Origin of the sequence: Vreelandella sulfidaeris (assembly GCF_042429665.1) — a bacterium.
Taxonomy (GTDB): domain Bacteria; phylum Pseudomonadota; class Gammaproteobacteria; order Pseudomonadales; family Halomonadaceae; genus Vreelandella.
Window position 1 is genome coordinate 170,214 of sequence record NZ_JBHMAC010000012.1, and the last position, 17,470, is coordinate 187,683.

At 51.3% G+C, this 17,470-nt stretch carries 18 protein-coding genes and 1 pseudogene; 9 read left to right on the forward strand and 10 right to left on the reverse strand.

All coding sequences use genetic code 11. From position 1 onward, the window contains the following. The first annotated feature begins 53 nt into the window (after positions 1 to 53). Positions 54 to 554 carry a hypothetical protein gene (locus tag ACFFLD_RS14510; RefSeq protein ID WP_052703860.1) on the forward strand — a complete coding sequence of 167 codons (501 nt, stop codon included), beginning with the start codon at positions 54 to 56 and terminating at the stop codon, positions 552 to 554. 50 nt (positions 555 to 604) lie between these two features. Next, complete coding sequence (locus ACFFLD_RS14515) at positions 605 to 826, forward strand: hypothetical protein (protein ID WP_240719787.1); 222 nt, start codon at positions 605 to 607, stop codon at positions 824 to 826. 449 nt (positions 827 to 1,275) lie between these two features. Here the strand turns inward: ACFFLD_RS14515 and ACFFLD_RS14520 are convergent, their stop codons facing one another. Then, positions 1,276 to 2,673 (reverse strand): ATP-binding protein, encoded by a 1,398-nt coding sequence (locus ACFFLD_RS14520; protein WP_240719786.1) that lies wholly within the window; start codon positions 2,671 to 2,673, stop codon positions 1,276 to 1,278. Beyond that, complete coding sequence (locus tag ACFFLD_RS14525; RefSeq protein WP_240719785.1) at positions 2,670 to 3,332, reverse strand: response regulator; 663 nt, start codon at positions 3,330 to 3,332, stop codon at positions 2,670 to 2,672. Before ACFFLD_RS14525 ends, ACFFLD_RS14520 begins: the two co-directional genes overlap by 4 nt. Before the next feature lie 361 nt (positions 3,333 to 3,693). Between ACFFLD_RS14525 and ACFFLD_RS14530 the strand changes: the two genes are divergently transcribed. The 6 genes from ACFFLD_RS14530 (at position 3,694) to ACFFLD_RS14555 (ending at position 8,896) form a co-directional block, all read left to right on the forward strand. Further along, positions 3,694 to 4,818, forward strand: a complete 1,125-nt coding sequence (locus ACFFLD_RS14530; RefSeq protein ID WP_240719784.1) for a glycosyltransferase family 9 protein — start codon at positions 3,694 to 3,696, stop codon at positions 4,816 to 4,818. Positions 4,819 to 4,892: 74 nt separating this feature from the next. Then, positions 4,893 to 5,270, forward strand: coding sequence for a diacylglycerol kinase (locus ACFFLD_RS14535; RefSeq protein ID WP_240719783.1), 378 nt, complete (start codon positions 4,893 to 4,895; stop codon positions 5,268 to 5,270). Beyond that, positions 5,252 to 5,938, forward strand: a complete 687-nt coding sequence (locus ACFFLD_RS14540; protein ID WP_240719782.1) for a phosphatase PAP2 family protein — start codon at positions 5,252 to 5,254, stop codon at positions 5,936 to 5,938. The genes ACFFLD_RS14535 and ACFFLD_RS14540 overlap by 19 nt, the downstream gene beginning before the upstream one ends. Positions 5,939 to 5,962: 24 nt before the next feature. Next, positions 5,963 to 7,630, forward strand: a complete 1,668-nt coding sequence (locus ACFFLD_RS14545; RefSeq protein WP_240719781.1) for a phosphoethanolamine transferase — start codon at positions 5,963 to 5,965, stop codon at positions 7,628 to 7,630. 75 nt (positions 7,631 to 7,705) lie between these two features. Next, positions 7,706 to 8,074: a hypothetical protein gene (locus tag ACFFLD_RS14550; protein WP_240719780.1), complete on the forward strand. Its 369-nt coding sequence runs from the start codon at positions 7,706 to 7,708 to the stop codon at positions 8,072 to 8,074. A 258-nt stretch (positions 8,075 to 8,332) separates the two neighbouring features. After that, positions 8,333 to 8,896: a manganese efflux pump MntP gene (locus tag ACFFLD_RS14555; RefSeq protein WP_240719779.1), complete on the forward strand. Its 564-nt coding sequence runs from the start codon at positions 8,333 to 8,335 to the stop codon at positions 8,894 to 8,896. A 1,562-nt stretch (positions 8,897 to 10,458) separates the two neighbouring features. Here ACFFLD_RS14555 and ACFFLD_RS14560 read toward each other — a convergent pair. Both ACFFLD_RS14560 and ACFFLD_RS14565 read right to left on the reverse strand, forming a co-directional pair. After that, a complete protein-coding gene (locus ACFFLD_RS14560) occupies positions 10,459 to 10,707 on the reverse strand; it encodes a hypothetical protein (protein ID WP_240719778.1) in 249 nt (82 codons plus the stop codon). Between the two features lie 914 nt (positions 10,708 to 11,621). Then, a pseudogene (locus ACFFLD_RS14565) lies at positions 11,622 to 11,765 on the reverse strand (IS3 family transposase); the annotation flags it as partial. A 229-nt stretch (positions 11,766 to 11,994) separates the two neighbouring features. Between ACFFLD_RS14565 and ACFFLD_RS14570 the strand changes: the two are divergent. After that, positions 11,995 to 12,348: a hypothetical protein gene (locus tag ACFFLD_RS14570; protein WP_240720405.1), complete on the forward strand. Its 354-nt coding sequence runs from the start codon at positions 11,995 to 11,997 to the stop codon at positions 12,346 to 12,348. A gap of 129 nt (positions 12,349 to 12,477) precedes the next feature. Here the strand turns inward: ACFFLD_RS14570 and ACFFLD_RS14575 are convergent, their stop codons facing one another. The 6 genes from ACFFLD_RS14575 to recD2 form a co-directional block, all read right to left on the reverse strand. Further along, on the reverse strand, positions 12,478 to 12,969 hold the full coding sequence (locus ACFFLD_RS14575) for a hypothetical protein (protein WP_240720404.1): 492 nt from the start codon (positions 12,967 to 12,969) through the stop codon (positions 12,478 to 12,480). Then, the gene (locus ACFFLD_RS14580; protein WP_113270607.1) at positions 12,966 to 13,370 is read right to left on the reverse strand and encodes a hypothetical protein; all 405 of its coding nucleotides are present in this window, start codon (positions 13,368 to 13,370) and stop codon (positions 12,966 to 12,968) included. Before ACFFLD_RS14580 ends, ACFFLD_RS14575 begins: the two co-directional genes overlap by 4 nt. After that, positions 13,357 to 13,638: a hypothetical protein gene (locus tag ACFFLD_RS14585; RefSeq protein ID WP_240720402.1), complete on the reverse strand. Its 282-nt coding sequence runs from the start codon at positions 13,636 to 13,638 to the stop codon at positions 13,357 to 13,359. The genes ACFFLD_RS14580 and ACFFLD_RS14585 overlap by 14 nt, the downstream gene beginning before the upstream one ends. A 9-nt stretch (positions 13,639 to 13,647) precedes the next feature. Beyond that, positions 13,648 to 14,670, reverse strand: a complete 1,023-nt coding sequence (locus ACFFLD_RS14590) for a hypothetical protein (protein ID WP_386036738.1) — start codon at positions 14,668 to 14,670, stop codon at positions 13,648 to 13,650. Between the two features lie 80 nt (positions 14,671 to 14,750). Continuing rightward, positions 14,751 to 15,020, reverse strand: a complete 270-nt coding sequence (locus ACFFLD_RS14595; protein WP_240720398.1) for a hypothetical protein — start codon at positions 15,018 to 15,020, stop codon at positions 14,751 to 14,753. 126 nt (positions 15,021 to 15,146) lie between these two features. Next, positions 15,147 to 17,321 carry an SF1B family DNA helicase RecD2 gene (gene recD2, locus ACFFLD_RS14600; protein WP_240720396.1) on the reverse strand — a complete coding sequence of 725 codons (2,175 nt, stop codon included), beginning with the start codon at positions 17,319 to 17,321 and terminating at the stop codon, positions 15,147 to 15,149. Positions 17,322 to 17,470 lie beyond the last annotated feature (149 nt).

Genomic DNA, 17,470 nt, shown 5'->3' on the forward strand with positions numbered 1-17,470 from the left:
TATAAGTAGCTTTGCCTGAAACCATCAAAACAACGGATTAAAAGGGGATCAAAATGACTATCAAGCGTACTCTCATGGGTCTGGCTGCCACATCAATGCTGCTGTTGGCTGCTGGTTGTGCTGCCCCGCAAGGGTCTGGCATGTTGCAGAACTCAGCCGTCAGCGCGATCACTGATGTGCTAGGAAGTCGCAACAACAATAGCGTCAGCGCAGCAGGAGCAGACTCGGCCAGTCACATGCAGGGCGTTCAGGGTTTGGTTAATGGCGGAAAAGCAGGTATGAGCGGTGCCGCCTACGGTGCTGTTGGCGCTGGCGCGCTAGGTCTGGCTGACAAGGGGATGCGAAGCGCTTTCACCGCATTGCAGGGCGAATCCGAAGTCGGGTTCGAGGACGTTGCCAACATGAAACAGAACATCGTCAAGAGCGATACTTATGTCGATGGTGAAGGCCGTACTTGCATTGATTACCACATCACTGTCACTGGTGGCCCCGAGGACAATGATCAGAATGTCACGACTTGCCAGAATGCTGGTGGCGACTGGGAACGAATCTGATTCGATCAGCGGCCACTCTATTAGTGGCCGCTCAGCTTTTGGAGGGCAAAATGGCTGACGATAATCTCAATACATCGCGGTTCGATAAGTCTGCTTTGGACATGACGAGACTGGAAGCCTTTACGATGGCCGCCATGCACGCCATTCTGCTTGGTGAGGGAGGGGGTAAATTAAGCCCCGAGGAAGTCGGCGAGAGCGCGGCAGCCTTTGCCGAAGCATCGCTCTCCGCGGCCTCTGAAACGCTCGATGACCACGACACGAAACCGAGTTAAACCCATGCAAGACTGCAAGTACGCGATCGGGCAGCAACCTTTATGGTGTGCTGCACGATTTCGTTTGACTGCACTTCCCTATTTGTAGTAACGCGGGTATTTCTATGTGTTGTGTCGACTTAGGTTGTCTTTTCCTACGGGTATAGTCCGATATGCAGGTCTGTAATAGAGCCATTTTTCTAAGCATTGAGAGAATTCATGGTTTACCCATTAACTACCGCCAAGATCAAACAAACTGAAAGCATGATCGCCCTCACTACTGGCTATCTCTCAAGGGTCGATTGGCTCCAGTATTGAAAGCGATTGTCATGCTGGCCTCGGTCACACCAGCGTCACCTGAAATTAACCGTCTACGCATTCAGCAAACTTGCGATACTGTGGTGCAGATAACAGTTGAAACGCAGTTAGATTCGAGGATAAGCACAGCAAGCTAATCAACGATGTTGATGTTAGTTTAGTTCCCACGTCACACTGACCGCTAAACCATTGGGCGTGCGATTACTAAGCTTAAGGCGTGCATTTTGGCGCTGAGCCAACTCAGAAACAATCGATAAACCCAACCCGCTGCCAGTAGTGCACTGGCCAGACGCGCGCCTAAAGCGTTCAGTAACTTTATCCAGTAGTGCCTCGGGCAGTCCGGGGCCAGTGTCTCTCACAATAAGTTGAGGTGCTCCTTCCTCTAGTGACAACTCTACCTCTACATGACCACCTTCCAGGGTATAGCGTAAGGCGTTATCCAAGAGGTTACGAAAAAGAATGCCCACCTCGACTTCGTCGGCGCGAACCTCCAGCTGGTTTAAGCCTGTTAGCCTCAAGTGCTGATCTCGCTCTTCAGCGAGTGGCCATAGTTCTGCCATTAATTCAGCAATAATAGGATAGAGATCGATAGTAGTAGGTGAGGTTGTGGCCACTTGATCCAACCGAGCCAAAATAAGCAGTTGTTCTACCACCCGTTGAAGCCGCTCAACCCCGACATAAGCCTTTTGCAAGGATTGCTCTTCCCCTGCCTGCGCATTATCTAGGTGGATTCTCAACGCAGCCAAGGGAGTGCGTAATTCATGGGCCGCATCTGCAGTGAAGCGCCGCTCGCGCTCTAACGTGGCTTTCAACCGGGCGATAAAGTCGTTTAGCGATTGACGTAATCCATTAAGTTCTTGAGGAACCGGATTATCGATTTTACTCAGGTCGCGGGCAGAGCGGCCTTGCACCTGACTAGAAAGCGCTTGGATAGGCGCAATCCCCCGCCGGATAATACGGCTCATCAGCCAAAGGAGGAGTGGCAGCAAAAAAAGCATCGGCAATGAATTATTCCAGGTGATGCGCTCCACTACTTCATCATGAAACGAACCTCGCAGCCCCATGCTGATCCAGGTATCGCTGGCAATATCGAACATGCTGAACACCCGCCAACGATGACCATCGTAGCTTTCCCAGCGAAATCCCTCCTCTAAAGGCACGGGAAAAGGCCCGGCATCGTTCCATTTACCCCCTAACAGCCTGGGTGAGCCATCTGCATTCCAAAAACCCAGTACTAATTTAAGCTCTTCCTCGTGGTAAAGCTTGGGGCCTGATTCAGAACTACTCACGGGGACTGAGTTACCGTCGTGATATAGCTGAGCCGGATGTTCTGGAAGACCCATGCGCAAAGCTAGGCGAGCATAGTCGTCAATGGTCGCATCTGGATCAAGTTGGCCAGCCACAATCCGGCTATGCAGACTGAGCTGAGTATCGAGAACTTCTTCTAGCTCGTGATCGGTAATTAAGTAGGCTGCGGTAAACGCAACGCCCCCGGCGAGAACTAGGACAATGGCGAGCGTGCGGAGTAGATAACGCCGTATCGATATCATTGCGCTTGACTATCCAACCGGTAGCCAATCCCACGCACGTTAATGATCAGATGCTTTTCAAGCTTTTTACGCAGATGATGAATGTGAACCTCCACCGCATTGGACTCGACCTCTTCGCCCCAACCATAAAGCAGATTTTCCAAACGGGGACGAGACAGCACTCTGTCGGGGTGCCTGGCTAGCTCTAACAATAGAGCATACTCACGTCGACCCAACTTTACGTCTTTGCCCCGCCAACTCACCGCATGACGCGCCTCATCAATACTCAGCGCTCCCAGTGTCAATACTTGCGAAGCGCGCCCCTCAGCGCGTCGCATGACCACACGCAAACGGGCAAGTAACTCCTTCAAGTTAAAAGGCTTGAGCACATAGTCATCCGCCCCCGCATCTAAACCGCCAACACGGTCTTCCATTGCGTCGCGGGCCGTCAAAATCAAAATAGGTAGAGTGGATTGCTGACGGAGTAAATGCAGTACCTGCATGCCGTCCATATCAGGCAGGCCAAGATCCAAAATAATCACACTGAATGTCTCGCTTTCGATAGCGCTGATTGCCTCGCGGCCAAGCATAAACCAATCGACCGTGTACCCCTCGCGTTCCAGCGCCGTTTTAATGCCATCCCCAAGCAAGGGATCATCTTCTATTAGCAGTGCACGCATGCTGCTCCCCCAATCTATAAACCGCTATCTTCGCCACTAAAACTTAAGCTTTTCTTAAATACGGCAACGTATCCCCCACAAAGCATACGCATCTGAATTCAACCTGTAAGTCAGCCACCCTTTTTTGCAAACCTTTTACGCAGCTTAACTCTTCTTTAAGTTACTTAGGCTCAAGCTGCCTCTTTCGCCATGGGCAAAGCCAAAGCAGCGCCTTCACTGGCGGTCATTTTGAATCTGCCCTGTCGCTACCGCGGGCAGGTCATTTTCTATTAACTGAATAGAGCGCCAGAGTATGCACTTACTAACACTGATTAGAACAAACTATTATTTAAAAATAATGGCCCGTTTTGTAGAAAAAAGAATGAAGCGATTTTTACTCGGAGGTATACGGTATATCGTCAAAGCGCCTGCACCAGAAACCATTAATAACCTTGTGGGCATAGAAAAAATTCTCATTATTCGTCCCAATTTTCGTCTGGGCAACGCGCTAATCAGTACCCCTGTCATCGATGCTTTTCGTGAACGTTTTCCTTCCGCGCGAATAGACTATTTAGCCACTGATAAAACATTGCCATTGTTGCAACAGCGGCCTATTGACCATTTTTATTCACTGTCGAGAGCCGCCATTCTTCGTCCCTGGCAGTGCGTGACGCTATTACGACGCCTAAGGTCTCAGCGCTATGACCTAGCGGTACAAGTGAGCGGAGGATCAATGAGCGGCTTTATCGTGACCCGGTTAATAGGAGCACGGTACAGCATGGGTTCAGGCAAAGGTCACCAGCGCTGGTACAACATTGAGGCGGAAGGTAAGTCATCACATGCCTATGATGCCATCGTCAATTTGACACGCCCGCTCGGCGTTGCTTGCCGTAATCGGCCACTGCTCCAGCTAACGGAGCAGGAACGCTATCAAGCCATGACGAAGATCCAACAGCTATTCAGTCTGCATAGCGACCACTCATCAGATACAGACTTTATTGCGATCTTCGTAGGCGGGCATCAAAACAAACGTTGGCCGTTGGCATTTTGGCTAATGCTAATCGATGCCATGGAAGCCTGCAAAATACGTTATGTCGTTTTCCTTGGACCGGAGGAGTTTAGGCTTCTAGCCCCTATTGAGCAGCGTTTGATGTCATCACGGTATGGTAGCTTATGCCCGCCGCTTCCTATCCGTCACTTTGCCGCTGTTCTAGGGCGAGCGCGGTTACTCGTGACACCAGACTCCGGGCCTATGCACTTAGCGGCAGCACTCGATATCGCCACCATTTCCCTAGTACGCCAGAAAAAATCACTCGCCTTCGTACCACGAGAAGCCTATGACACTATTCTGTGGCGCCCAGAGAACAGCGCGGTAATAGACGCCATACGCGCTAATCTTGACGGACAAAACGCAACGGCTCCCGTTCAATCGGCCTCGGCAACAAACCAACCAACACAGTGGGTAAGAACACCACCCAGCGCTACTCATTTGCATTCTAGCTGCTGAATTAAAACGAATAACTTTTCGTTAAGTTTTGCGCTTTATAGTGACCCTACTGTTACGTTATCGAGAGTACTGTCTTGCCTATTTCAACGACGTCAAAATCCAATGGCACGGGTGTTAAACGCATCTTCCGCGCTTCTATCAATGCAGTATCGGGTTTAAAAGCTTGCTGGATAAATGAATCTGCCTTTAGACAAGAGGTTATGCTCTGTCTCATCCTCTACCCGTTTGTATTTCTTGTTAATGTCACTTCCGTAGAAAAAGCATTGCTGTTTTCTTCACTCACCCTTGTAGTGATAGTGGAACTCATTAACTCCGCCATCGAAAGCACCATTGACCGTATCGGACTAGAACATAACGACCTTAGCGGGCGTGCTAAAGACATGGGGGCTGCCGCAGTTATGGTGACCATTTTTATGATGATGGGTGTGTGGCTATGCGTGCTGCTCTACTAAATATCCTAAAACCCGTAGCATCCGCGTGGATTTTATTTCTAATCGCCATATCGGTCTTCAGTATTTTAAAAATAGATTTTACGATAACTGACTTTATATATCGCTTTCAGGATAATTCCTGGGCGTGGAAAGATACCTTGATTACCCAAGACATTCTTCACAAAGGCGGTAAACGGCTAAGCTTAGCGATGGGTTTAGTCACACTCCTCCTTTTGATACTAAGCACCGTGGTAACTCGTCTTAAAGCGTATCGCACGCCGCTTTTATATCTTTTTTCCGCAACGCTTCTTTCAACGCTGCTTGTCGCAACGCTTAAACACCTTGTGAACATGGAATGCCCTTGGGATTTAGTTCGCTATGGCGGGGAACGAGACTTTATTGGCTTGCTCAATATACGGCCTTCCTCCATGCCAGCATCCGCCTGCTTTCCCGCCGGGCATGCCAGCGCAGGCTATACGTGGATAGCCCTCTACTTCTTTTTTGCCGCCATACGGCCTCATTGGCGATGGGCAGGGCTTTCTCTGGGTTTAGGGCTTGGCCTTACGTTTGGGATCACTCAACAGTTCCGCGGGGCGCACTTTCTCTCCCACGACCTCTGGACCGTCATGATTTGTTGGACCGTAAGCTTTGTCGTTTCAAGATTCTTATTACACCCCAGCGTTCATTAATCTTTTCATTCAGAGATCTTTTCGATGCGTCCTTTGCTATCATTGCCATCAAATGTTGTTGGCACCGCTTGGCATTATCGCCCCACATTAAGCACGGAGCAGCTTGTCTTATGGGCCGTTGTCATATTCAGTGTTTTTTACAATGTCCCTTTTTGGCAAAAAGCCTTTGCTGGCTATGACCCTCTTGCCGTCCAGGCGTGGCTAACCTTTGCCACTATGTTTTTGGTGATGACCTGTCTTAACTATTTAGCCTTTATTAGCATTGCTTTTCGAACACTGGTAAAGCCATTATTAACCTTACTTTTTCTGATTGCCGCTTTCGTCAGTTACTTTACTAGCTATTACGGCACCTATTTTGATACTTCAATGTTAGACAACGTGCTTCAAACGGATACTAACGAGGCACAGGAGCTTCTTACACCCGGATTACTGATTCATTTAATGATCTTTTTCTGTTTGCCAACCATCATGATTTGGCGCGTTAAAATCACACAGTCAACTTGGAAGAAGGCAGTGTTGCGTCGCTTAGCTTATTGCCTTGCCAGCACTGCTATATTGCTGTTAGCAATTTTTTTATCTTACCAAGAAGTGTCGTCACTCATGCGCAACAATAAAGAGCTGCGCTACTTGGTGACCCCAGGTAACTATATTGTTTCGATGACGCAGGCGCTTTCGAGCCAACACGCTTCCGCGAATACGGTGCGTTTCCCGGTGGGTGAGGACGCCAGTATCAGTTCACAAGCAGGTGACAAACCCACACTGCTCGTCATCGTGGTGGGCGAAACGGTACGGGCAGCGAATTGGGGGTTAAATGGTTATGAACGCCAAACCACACCCAAACTTGCCCAGCAGCCTGACGTTATCAATTTTTCAGATGTTTCCTCATGCGGTACAAGCACAGCGGTCTCATTACCCTGCATGTTTTCATTACCAGGGCGTGCCGATTACGCTAAATCGTATGCTCGGCAACATGAATCTTTGCTGGACGTATTAGCCCACGCCGGGTTAGAGGTCACCTGGCTTGATAACCAGTCAGGCTGTAAAGGTGTCTGCGACGGAGTGACGACAAAAGCGCTCTCGCCAGAGGAGTATGCGTCTTTGTGTCAAGATGGGCGATGCTTGGATGAAGCACTGGTTCAAGCCTTGACCAAGCAAATTAGCGGTACCTCAGCTGATCAGGTGGTTGTGCTGCATCAGCTAGGCAACCATGGCCCCAGCTATTACCAACGCTACCCTGAAGACTACGAACGTTTTGTTCCCGCTTGCACCACCGCTGATTTAGCCAAGTGCTCAAGAGACGACATTACCAACAGCTACGACAATGCCATTCTATATACCGATACTGTGTTGGATCAGGTGATTGAGAAGTTAAAGCGTCAGGAAGACTACGCCACTGCGATGATCTATCTCTCTGATCATGGTGAATCACTGGGAGAAAAAGGGCTTTATTTGCACGGCATTCCCTACGCCATTGCCCCCAACGAACAGACGCATGTGCCTATGGTGTGGTGGCTATCCAGCGCATTTTCACAGCAGCAAGGGCTTGATACGGACTGCTTACGCCAAGTCTCTGATCAAGCCGCCTCGCACGATAACTTATTTCACAGTGTGCTGGGGTTGCTTAACGTAGCAACGGACGTTTACCAGCAGGCAAAAGATATTAACCAGCCGTGCCGGAGCCTCGCCAATTAATAACTACTTAAGTGATCGTTAAGTATTCCATGGCAAGCTGCTCTCCATTCTGCTCAACTATTCTGGTGTATGCACATGGTTTTATCGCATCTATTGGACTCCAACCAAGGTTTTTGGAGACGGCTGCTACCCAAAAAAAAGGCAACAGTAGGGGGCTTGGTAGGCGGTGCCAATATCTCTATTCATTCTGCTAAATGGCTTTCCTTTAGGGTCAGCATTGTTTTGATTGCTTTACTAACGACTCTGCTATGGTTATCGGGAATAGAAATCATCGAGATCACTATCGCCGCATTAAGTGTAACGTCAAGTGGTATATCTCAGTTACTTGGACGCTATTATTCTGTCAGTGTATTGAAAATGGTTGAAAATGATTTGATAGATACGCTCGGCGCATTAGGAGCTGCAGGAGTTGGAACCTTAATAATTTTATATCTATTGGGTTAACATACTTAATGTACAATATTGAAAATAAAATTCACTTATTAATGCAAGTAGGAAAAAATAAAGATTAATGAAACATGATTAGCCTATGCTAAGTGTCTTATACAAGACGAACTATATTTTTAACGTTTTGACTTGTTTATCTAGCCGGAAATGATAATGTTGGGAGCCTTTTAATACCCGACGAATTTACTCAAGCATAGCAGGCATATTGGGTGACTTGGTTTAGAGCGTCGGGTTTTCAACCAGAGACACCATGCCATGACATTTGCCACCATATTGATTTTGGCTTTTTCCATGTCGGCAGATGCCTTCGCTGCTTCCATCAGCAAAGGCGCTGAGCTACAAAAACCCTCGTTTCGGCACGCCATCAGCATTGGGCTGATATTTGGTACTATCGAGACCATAACACCCCTGCTGGGCTGGTTGGCCGGGGTAGCATCGCAGCGCTTTGTGCAGGCTTGGGATCACTGGGCTGCGTTCTCAATTTTATTGGTTATTGGTTTACATATGGTGTATTCGGGCCTATGCAAAGAAGACAAAATAGCCCAAGAAAAGCAAACACTATGGTTATTGATATTAACGGCTATTGCTACGAGTATTGATGCCATGGCCGTTGGTGCAAGCCTTGCCTTTATTGATGCCAATATCATCGCTACCAGCTTAGCTATTGGTTTAGCCACTACTGTCATGGCATCAATTGGCACCTTATTGGGCCACCAATTTGGCAAATACGTTAGCCACTGGGCTGAGCTGATCGGTGGGATCGTTTTAATTGGTATTGGCCTGGGAGTGTTAGCAGAACATACAGCCTTTTTTAACTGATCTTTTCTGAGCTATAATATTCAGAAACAGTGTTAAAGAAATGTGCGTAGTAATCTCTGGAAAACAGGGCTATTCACGTAGCATACACACAGTACCAATCTACTGGTTTTTTTAGTTCAGCCTTCATAAGATAGTTCAGTTTTGATATTTCCCTGTTAGAGTGTGGACGTGGTGGGCAGATTATATCAAGCATGCGATCATAAAAAGCGCCTCGGTAGTGCCAATAGAGGATAATCAAGCCTGTCAGACCGCATACAGGCTAACCAGCTCGCTATCTTAGGTGCTACCTGTAAATCAGCACGAATTAAAGTCGGATTGTAGTAGCCTGTTTATGTAGTTAGATAGCCAAGAAACTTCTCCCCGGTGAATTGCTATAGAAGCTAAGAGCACAATCCAAAAGGAAAAATTTTATAGATTTAGCTATAGTCAATCAGCTTTGACCTGGATACGTAACCTACCACCGCTGCTCGTCTCTATCGGGCAGGGCGACGTGCCTCTGACTGTAATTCCCACAGCCTCATCTCTTTACCAGGAGAGAACTACCGAGCGCTCTCCGGTAGCAAGGCAACTTGTGACGCAATAACATGAAAAACAGCGCTAAACTCCCTAACGGCATACCGATAAAAGGTTAGCGCAACAAGGGCCGACCGCGGCGGCAGTTGTGGCTGTGTCTGCTTTGAATGCTGAACACCGCTTGAGGCGAGAATGGGGGATATTGTCCGTCATTATTTTTCTCACGCCAGAGGCATCCGACCATGCGCTGGCGCCACTAAAACCGGAATACACCCTAGCCGCAAAGCAATTGATCGCTGACCGAAAGGAAATCCTCGTCCCTCTGCTTCAGGCAATAACCGAAAGCAAAGATAGCTTAGGCTACAAGGACACTGTATCTAAGCTCATTTTCTCGGGCGCGATCGGCAGGCGGTGGATTATACGAAGCTGGAGTTCAGACTGGGGGGCATCCGGCCTGATCTTATGGTCAATTTGAGCCAGATAGAGATCCTTGTCGAGGTAGCTGTAACCCATTTTATCGATGCGGCCAAGAGTCAATGGCTTAAGACCCGTGGCCAGCGCTGCATTGAAATCGACTTTGGGGGCATGAAAACGTCCTTCTCAAATATTGCGTGATGACCACTCCCGATTATCAGCTTATCCCCAGCCAGGGCGTAATCGAAGTGATGACATAAAACGAGCGCTCCGGCGCACCCTCGGAGGTGTCGACTCGTTCAATCTCCTGCCTAACAGCTAAAGGCCGGTCAAGAAAGTCGATATAAGTCTCAGAGGTATCGCCGTGACCTCACTCTGTTCGGTAGCAACAGCAGCCCTTGTTCACCTCTGTGAGCAGGAGAGGTAGAGGGTCAATAACTCGTTGAGGTCGCTACGCTCCTTTGCATAGCCATATAGCTCGTCTGCCTGAAGTCGACCATTTTGGTTCACTATTGCTACCAGGCGCATCACACTCTTGCGATCGGCCGTGTACTCCAGGTCAACCTGAATTGACATGTTGCTTGTAGTTATAGATGACTCCGAGGGTATCTCCTTCAACTCCATGTCTGGCAGACTTAGCTTTTTGCCTTAGGAGTCTTCACTCCCTCAAGCTTGTAATGCTCACCAAGCTCGATAGCGCGGCGCACCGATTCCAATACCGGTTTGCGCACTGCGCGGTAGCGGGTAGAATCAGGCGAGGCGAACCAGCCCTTCACCGTCTCCACGCTATACCCAGTCAAGGTGGCCACATGACTCTGGTTCAAGCCATGCCGCTCCATCAGCTGTCGGAGAGATTCATTCGTCGGTTTCTCGGAAGTGCTCATTAATATCTCTCTATATATCGCCACTGGTGCCTACCAGCAACTCACGTACATGTATGGCGCCTTAAAGCGCATTCAGGTGAAGACTACGCCTCAAAGCCCCAGCAGCGCCTAGCGCGACACTCGGCACTCTTCTGTGTATGCGCTTCTGCAAGACCAGGGGAGCTAACCTGGTTGTAGTGCGCCACACAGCGTGGAGTCTCATAAGTCAAGGTCGATTTCCACTAGCAAATCGACTGCTTGGTGAATATCTATGGCAGACCAAGGCTCCAACTCAGCAACGAACTCATTGTCGCGAATCAGACGCTGGATCTCAGGGTCCTATTTGATCGTCTCGATCTGCACGGTTGATGCCATGAGGTTCACCATTTGGCATCTATTTTAATAGGTGCTGCAAATAGTTTAATGTGCAATGCACACGTCTGCAATGCTTGGAAATATTTAGGCATTAAAACCCATCCACGATAAACACTTGGCTTTTGAGCTTCCGCAGTTCGGTAAGTCAGCTCAATAGTAACTAATAAAAAGTGTGCGCCTTACTTATAAAGTGTGCACTGTACTCTATTACAAAGGCCATCAGTATCACGACTTTAAGGCATTCCATGAACCTAGCGATCAACCTCGGCACCGCTATGCTGGTTACATTCGAGCCTGCTCCTACCTCTCTGCCCGAGTGCGTTCGCTAGGACGTCCTCGATAGCCAGTCTGGGGTATGAGCCGCTAGGGTGAACGGCTCTCATGCGGCACAAGCGCCATATCGGATATTGTCTCGTATGCTTTTGAATAAACGCGTGCCCCCCGTGGGACTCTATGGAGAAGTTCTGAGCGTCATGCCGACGGTAGCCTTTTATATTATATACTCGCTCTTCTGATACACGATTGGATTCAGCCTTCTTACAACGGTTCTAAGCTTGGAGCTAATCATCTTCTTGCCGCTGATCTACCGGCTTATCGTAACGCTTGATCAAATAGTACAAGCTGTGGCCTGACACTTCTAAATGCTCATCGACCTCGGCAAAACGATGGCCGCACTCTACCACTTGATTGACGGCTTCGATTTTAAATTCTTCAGTTCAACGGGGATGGCTCATGGTTCCTCCTAGATGACTTAGGTATAAGGCCTGGAGGTGTCTACGAAACCCGGGTGATTCATTTGTAGTAGCCTCACTTATGCGTTGTTTTGTCTATGCATAGCGTCATACCGCATGGGCGTGGCGAAGAGAATAGTATTAAAGTTTCCTGATATTCAGCCGTAATACATTAGTTCTGACATACAGTAACGGTCTTTGAATGCATAAAATCGGACTTATAGCCCTATTCAGCTTGTTAGTATCAGCGAACACTTATGCAGACTCACCAACATTGGGCGAGTTCTTTGATGGGGCACAAGAATGCTCTAATGAAGTTGTCATAACTTCACAGCCTTTGCGTGAGCAAAATGGTGGAATAATCACCCTAAAATCTGTTCCTTTCGATGAAATCGATATCAGTCAGTATGATATCGCTACTTCACAGCATTCTATTATTCAACTAATCCCAGTTGCTGAGTCAACATATCTTGATGGTTCGTCTGCAGGGTCAGCATGGCGTAACTGTATGGCCGGTAAAGGTCTGCCAGTTCCTACCGGTACTCAAACAAACTAGCTCCGACTTGAGGCCTGCGCCGGTGCGGGTAGGTAGCACCCTTGAAGGCTTACATGCCTCGCTAGGTAGCCTATTTTCGAACCCGCAAATGAATATGCATTGGTCACTCCTTGCAACAGCGCGGTGACATCAGTCCTCGTCACACTGAGCCTGAAGTAAGTCAGCTATTTCCCGCTCGACAGACGCGACCGCTGGTTGCAGCGTTTCATCTACTTCGTCACGACCCAGGCGGGCGATCTCTTTCCAGCGCACCAGTGAGTCACGGGAGACAAGATAGGTACGCGCACAATCACCCTCTGAGGCCTCCTTCTGAAGCGACTCCAACAGCTCCAGGTCACGCATCGAAAAGACCTGAATGGCCGGTACAAGCAGCCCTGCCTCTTCTGCTTGTCGACCGAGTGAAGCCTTGTCCCAGTCACGTTCGGCCGCTTCGTAGGAAGAATGTGTGGTGGTCTGGTAACCACACCGCTGGCACACCAGCCAGTGCGCATGAAACCAGTCGGTGTTTCTTTTCAGATAGTATGGACTGTCCTGACAGGCACAGACTGGGCATGAGGCTCGCTCGGTCATGGTGCTATCTGGCATATCAAAGTGAATGGGGGGCGGGGCGATGGCATTCATGCATGGCCACCCGAAAGCTGGCTCAGCGTCTGTGCACGAGCATTGGCTGATTCCCGCACAAGGTCGGGAGAAAAGCCGGCACCACAGTGAACTTCATTGATCATCACAAGTTGTAAATAGCCGCGATGAATCAAGTATTGGCCAAAGCCTAGATCCGAGATGTCCCGATGCGCATAGGCACCGGAAGCCTCCATCGCATTAATGTCGTCAATGGTTACGATGCCCTTATTGAGACTATCTAGTGTCGCTTCGCGATAAGGGGCCTGCAGGCAATACTGTTCGGCAAGCTCGCCCAGGTTGAAGTCAACAAGTGCTCGATATAGCCCGCTGCACTGGTAATGGGTCGCCCCACCGCTAGAGAGTGCTACCAGCTCGCCCTTGCAATGACTAGGTTTCGCCATCGCTTTGTCTCCTGTGATTGTGTTCGCTCCCCTTGGCAATACCGGCATGAGTCAGCTTGTGGGCGCTGAGCATGCAGGCATAGGCTGAGTGCATCGCATCGGCAATGATGCGATCGGCCAATTCAAGAGGGGTGGTATCAGTGATGCCAACACGCCGCAGATCCTGCTCAATAACGGCACGATGACGCAGGTAATCATGAAGCTCACTCACAAGCGCGTTGCCTGCGAGCAAATCCTGCTTGTTCGTTTCCTGGAGTGCAGAGCCCATGTTTACCCCCTACGTTGCAGCACAGCTGGCTGTCTGGCGCCGAAGAAGCTCGGCCAGCCGATCTAAGGCTGTGATAGAGATCGTCCGCTCTCCCGCTGCACAGCGCGCCTCGTGTCGGCGCAGCAGCGAAAGATCCCTTGGCGAGAAATCGTGTTCACGACAAAACGCTGCCTGTGTCATTTCTCGGTCCTCGAGCAGCTGCTCCAGGGCATCACGAAGTACGACAATATCGGCATACGCGAACCCTCCCTTTCCCAGCTCACTGTCATTATTCGCTTCACTCATACTGGGCACACCCAGCTCCGGTTCGAGGTTGCATGTACCGGCCTCGGTGTGTAGCGCACCCGCTACAACCAAGTTCTGCCCAATTTCGGGCGGTTCCTCGTGCAACCTGTCACAAGAGGAGGTAGGGCGCGGGGTGACACCCTCGGCGATTGCTTGTTCACGCAGTTTGGATAGAGATGTGATAGCGAGCACCGCGGCCAGCTGGAAGATCAGCAGCGCCACCGCTTGCATCCCGATCAAGGCCTGCTGGCGCCAGGTCGAGCACTCGGCAGGGGGCGCCGCCACGAGAGTTGCCAATTGGTTGTCGACCTCGGCGAGACGAGCCTGTGCTACCTGTATGGGTTCGAGCCAGCCCGCCCGGGCCTCACTATTTGCCCAGAAAGTATCGATGCTTTCCTCAAGACGCGAGGCCTCTAGGGCCAGCCGCTCGAGCTGCAGCTCCCGGCCAGCGTCGACGTGAGATGCCGACAGCCATTCCTCTACCAGAGGCTCACAAACCATATAAATGGGGCCGGTAAGCGTAAGCACGCTGGCGACCATGGCCAGCATTCGCCGCGCCAGCTGGCGCTGATACCAGAGCCACAATGCAACGACTTCTAGGAGAACAGCCCAGGCCCAGCCCATTGGACCTACAAACTCCGTCCAAAACTGAATCGCATGCACCTGCAGCAGCGCGATCGCGCCGGCAAGCACCAGCAAAGGTGGCACCATCTCAATGAAGCGTGTTGTCGGTGACTGATTGCCCATTATGTTGACTCTCCACAAAGCTCACACACTGCCGACTCTCCCTAGCCCCCTCACCAAGAGGGCAGGGGTATACAGCTTTTCTAGTCCGTCTCCGGTTCGGATTCACCGCCTGCCGAGGTGACCACGGCCATCGGCGTTCCCAACTGCGGCGCAGAGGGAGGCGGCTGGTCAGGCTCCGTCGCAGCCATTCGTATACCGATCGTCAGCGCCAGCAGCGCCGACCAAGCGACCATCCAGTGAATTAGAAAGCGACGATCTTTGAGATTGCCCCGTCCGAGAATGAGCAACACAGCGAGGAAGACGGCATACGCGAGAGCGCCGACCCAGAGAATGGCGATGAAGCTGCTCATGCCACACCTCCGGTTAAAGTCGCCTCTGCGTTCCCGGGTTGGGAGTTGCGGTTTAGCCAGCCTTGATTGCAGGCGGTATTTGGCTCGCCGCGATCCTAGGGGACACGTCTCTTCTGCTGTGCGACTTCAAGCGCTCGTTTGGCCATAGCTCTCTCCTTTATGGGTTGGTGATACTGATAGGGCTGGCTGGCGCAACCAAAGCGGTAGTGAGGTGAGCCGGCGCTGGCCGGTGACATGGTAGACGGCTCGCTTGATAGCAGAAGGGTGGCCAACCAGTACGACACGGCGCTTTCCACGAGTGAGGCTTGTATAAAGCCACTGTCGCTCAAGCATGTGCCAGTGCGATCGCACTAGAGGAATAACCACGGCCGGGAATTCGGACCCTTGCGCCTTGTGGCCGGTCATTGCATAGGCCAGTTGCAGCTTGCCGAGCGCGTCACTGGTGAACAGCACTTCTCTATCCTCAAACCGCGCCAGCACGGTTTTGTCTTCAGCGTCTGCCGACACTACATAGCCGAGATCACCATTAAAGACATCACGGTTGTAGTCATTCTCGGTCTGCACGATCTTGTCTCCTGGCGCCCATTGGCGCCCATGGATCGTCACCGAGCCCCGATCGCCCGGGACGTGATAGCTTCGAAACGCTTCATTGAGAGCACGGGTTCCGACCGGACCACCGTGCATGGGTGTCAACACCTGCACCTCATAAAGAGGATCGAAGCCACGCGCCAGCATGTCTTCAGTGGCCACCCGCAATGCCACACGACACACCAGCTCGGGGTCACCGCCTTCCGGCACTTCGACAATCTCAAAGTCGCTATCTGGCACCGATTGAGGAGTATTGCCCTGGTTGACGGCGTGCGCCTGGACAGTAATTTGCGAGCCTGGCCCCTGTCGCCGGATCTGTTGAAGACGTGCCACTGGGATAGCACCCGAAGCGATCACATCGCGAAGAATGTTTCCCGGCCCAACCGAGGCCAATTGATCCTGATCACCGATGATGAACAGTCGGCAGTGGTCAGGCAGCGCCACCACCAGAGCCAGAAACAACGGCACATCGACCATCGATGCTTCATCAATGATCACTACATCCGCTTCGATCGGGTTGCTAGCATTAAACTCAAAGCCGCTGGCGCCAGCGCCTAGGAGACGATGAATAGTAGACGCCGGCCTCCCGGTTGCCTCCGACATTCGCCGAGAGGCGCGGCCAGTTGGCGCACACAGCGCCAGCTCAAGGCCAGCATCGTCCAGTGTCTGCGCCAGCACCTCAGTCACGGTGGTTTTCCCCACCCCCGGCCCACCCGTAAGCACAGCCACCCCATACGCAAGGCAGGTCTCCAATGCTTGGCGCTGCTCATCACTGAGCACCCGGCCATCCGACAGCTCACCATTAACACGCACTTGGTTGCAGCCATTCCAATGCACCGCACGCGCTAGCAACGCGGTGGCGATGGTTCTCTCGGCTTCCACCAGCGAAGGCAGGCCAACTAGCCCGCCCTCAACACTTATAAGTTTTTCATGCGCCAGCAGCAGTTGAACAACCGAGGCCATGCGTGCCACGTCGACCCCGAGGAGCTGCGCGCCTTCCGAGGCCAATTCATCCGAGGTTGCCAGGGTATGCCCCGAGGCTGATCGTGCATCAACGACATGGCGAAGCCCCGCAATGAGTCGATCGCGGTGGGTCAACTCGAAGCCAAGAGATTGAGCCATAGCATCGGCTATACGCAACCCTATACCTCGAGTCTTCAATAAGGTGCGGTAGGGGTTGGCGGATACTTTCACAATGGTCTCCTGGCCCAACTGGCGAAAGACCGACATTGCACGTGAAGCGCCCAGACCATGCCCCTGCAGGAAGATCAATGCATCACGCGCTTCTTGGTACTCATTCCAGCTCGCCGCTATCCCCACTGCCTTCTTCTTACCGATGCCTGACACAGCCCGTAAGGCCTTTTCGTCACCGAGTACGTCGCGCAGCCCATCACCGAAATGGGCGACCAACCTCGCAGCGAACTTGGGGCCAATGCCGGCCACCTTGCCACTCGCAAGGTATGCACCCAGCGCTTTGGACTCCTGAGGTATTTGCGTGATGAGCCGATCGGCTTTGAACTGCTTGCCGAACTTAGGATGCGTGCCCCAAGTGCCGCGGGCCTGTACAGACTCCCCCTCGTTGAGCGGCTGGCATACAGCCACCAGCGTTACCTCCTGTTCCTGAGCATCGCGCACAGTCAGGATCTGAAATCCCTCTTCACCTACGAAACGAACGGCACTGATCACGCCGCTCAATTCCTCAAGGTTGTCCATGGATCGCCCTCGCAAATAAAAAAAACCCGGCTGGGGAGGCCGGGTGAGGTACAGGGAAACAGGCTCTTACTGGGGAGCGTGGATTGTCAGCACGCCCGGGCCGCGCCCGACTTCAAACTCTGGATCTGCTACTGGGGAGCCCTCTGAGT

Coding starts and splice junctions, on each gene's coding strand:
- ACFFLD_RS14510 (WP_052703860.1), top strand. CDS start 54: ATGACTATCAAGCGTACTCTCATGGGTCTGGCTGCCACATCAATGCTG.
- ACFFLD_RS14515 (WP_240719787.1), top strand. CDS start 605: ATGGCTGACGATAATCTCAATACATCGCGGTTCGATAAGTCTGCTTTG.
- ACFFLD_RS14520 (WP_240719786.1), bottom strand. CDS start 2,673: ATGATATCGATACGGCGTTATCTACTCCGCACGCTCGCCATTGTCCTA.
- ACFFLD_RS14525 (WP_240719785.1), bottom strand. CDS start 3,332: ATGCGTGCACTGCTAATAGAAGATGATCCCTTGCTTGGGGATGGCATT.
- ACFFLD_RS14530 (WP_240719784.1), top strand. CDS start 3,694: ATGAAGCGATTTTTACTCGGAGGTATACGGTATATCGTCAAAGCGCCT.
- ACFFLD_RS14540 (WP_240719782.1), top strand. CDS start 5,252: ATGCGTGCTGCTCTACTAAATATCCTAAAACCCGTAGCATCCGCGTGG.
- ACFFLD_RS14545 (WP_240719781.1), top strand. CDS start 5,963: ATGCGTCCTTTGCTATCATTGCCATCAAATGTTGTTGGCACCGCTTGG.
- ACFFLD_RS14550 (WP_240719780.1), top strand. CDS start 7,706: ATGGTTTTATCGCATCTATTGGACTCCAACCAAGGTTTTTGGAGACGG.
- ACFFLD_RS14555 (WP_240719779.1), top strand. CDS start 8,333: ATGACATTTGCCACCATATTGATTTTGGCTTTTTCCATGTCGGCAGAT.
- ACFFLD_RS14560 (WP_240719778.1), bottom strand. CDS start 10,707: ATGAGCACTTCCGAGAAACCGACGAATGAATCTCTCCGACAGCTGATG.
- ACFFLD_RS14570 (WP_240720405.1), top strand. CDS start 11,995: ATGCATAAAATCGGACTTATAGCCCTATTCAGCTTGTTAGTATCAGCG.
- ACFFLD_RS14575 (WP_240720404.1), bottom strand. CDS start 12,969: ATGAATGCCATCGCCCCGCCCCCCATTCACTTTGATATGCCAGATAGC.
- ACFFLD_RS14580 (WP_113270607.1), bottom strand. CDS start 13,370: ATGGCGAAACCTAGTCATTGCAAGGGCGAGCTGGTAGCACTCTCTAGC.
- ACFFLD_RS14585 (WP_240720402.1), bottom strand. CDS start 13,638: ATGGGCTCTGCACTCCAGGAAACGAACAAGCAGGATTTGCTCGCAGGC.
- ACFFLD_RS14590 (WP_386036738.1), bottom strand. CDS start 14,670: ATGGGCAATCAGTCACCGACAACACGCTTCATTGAGATGGTGCCACCT.
- ACFFLD_RS14595 (WP_240720398.1), bottom strand. CDS start 15,020: ATGAGCAGCTTCATCGCCATTCTCTGGGTCGGCGCTCTCGCGTATGCC.
- recD2 (WP_240720396.1), bottom strand. CDS start 17,321: ATGGACAACCTTGAGGAATTGAGCGGCGTGATCAGTGCCGTTCGTTTC.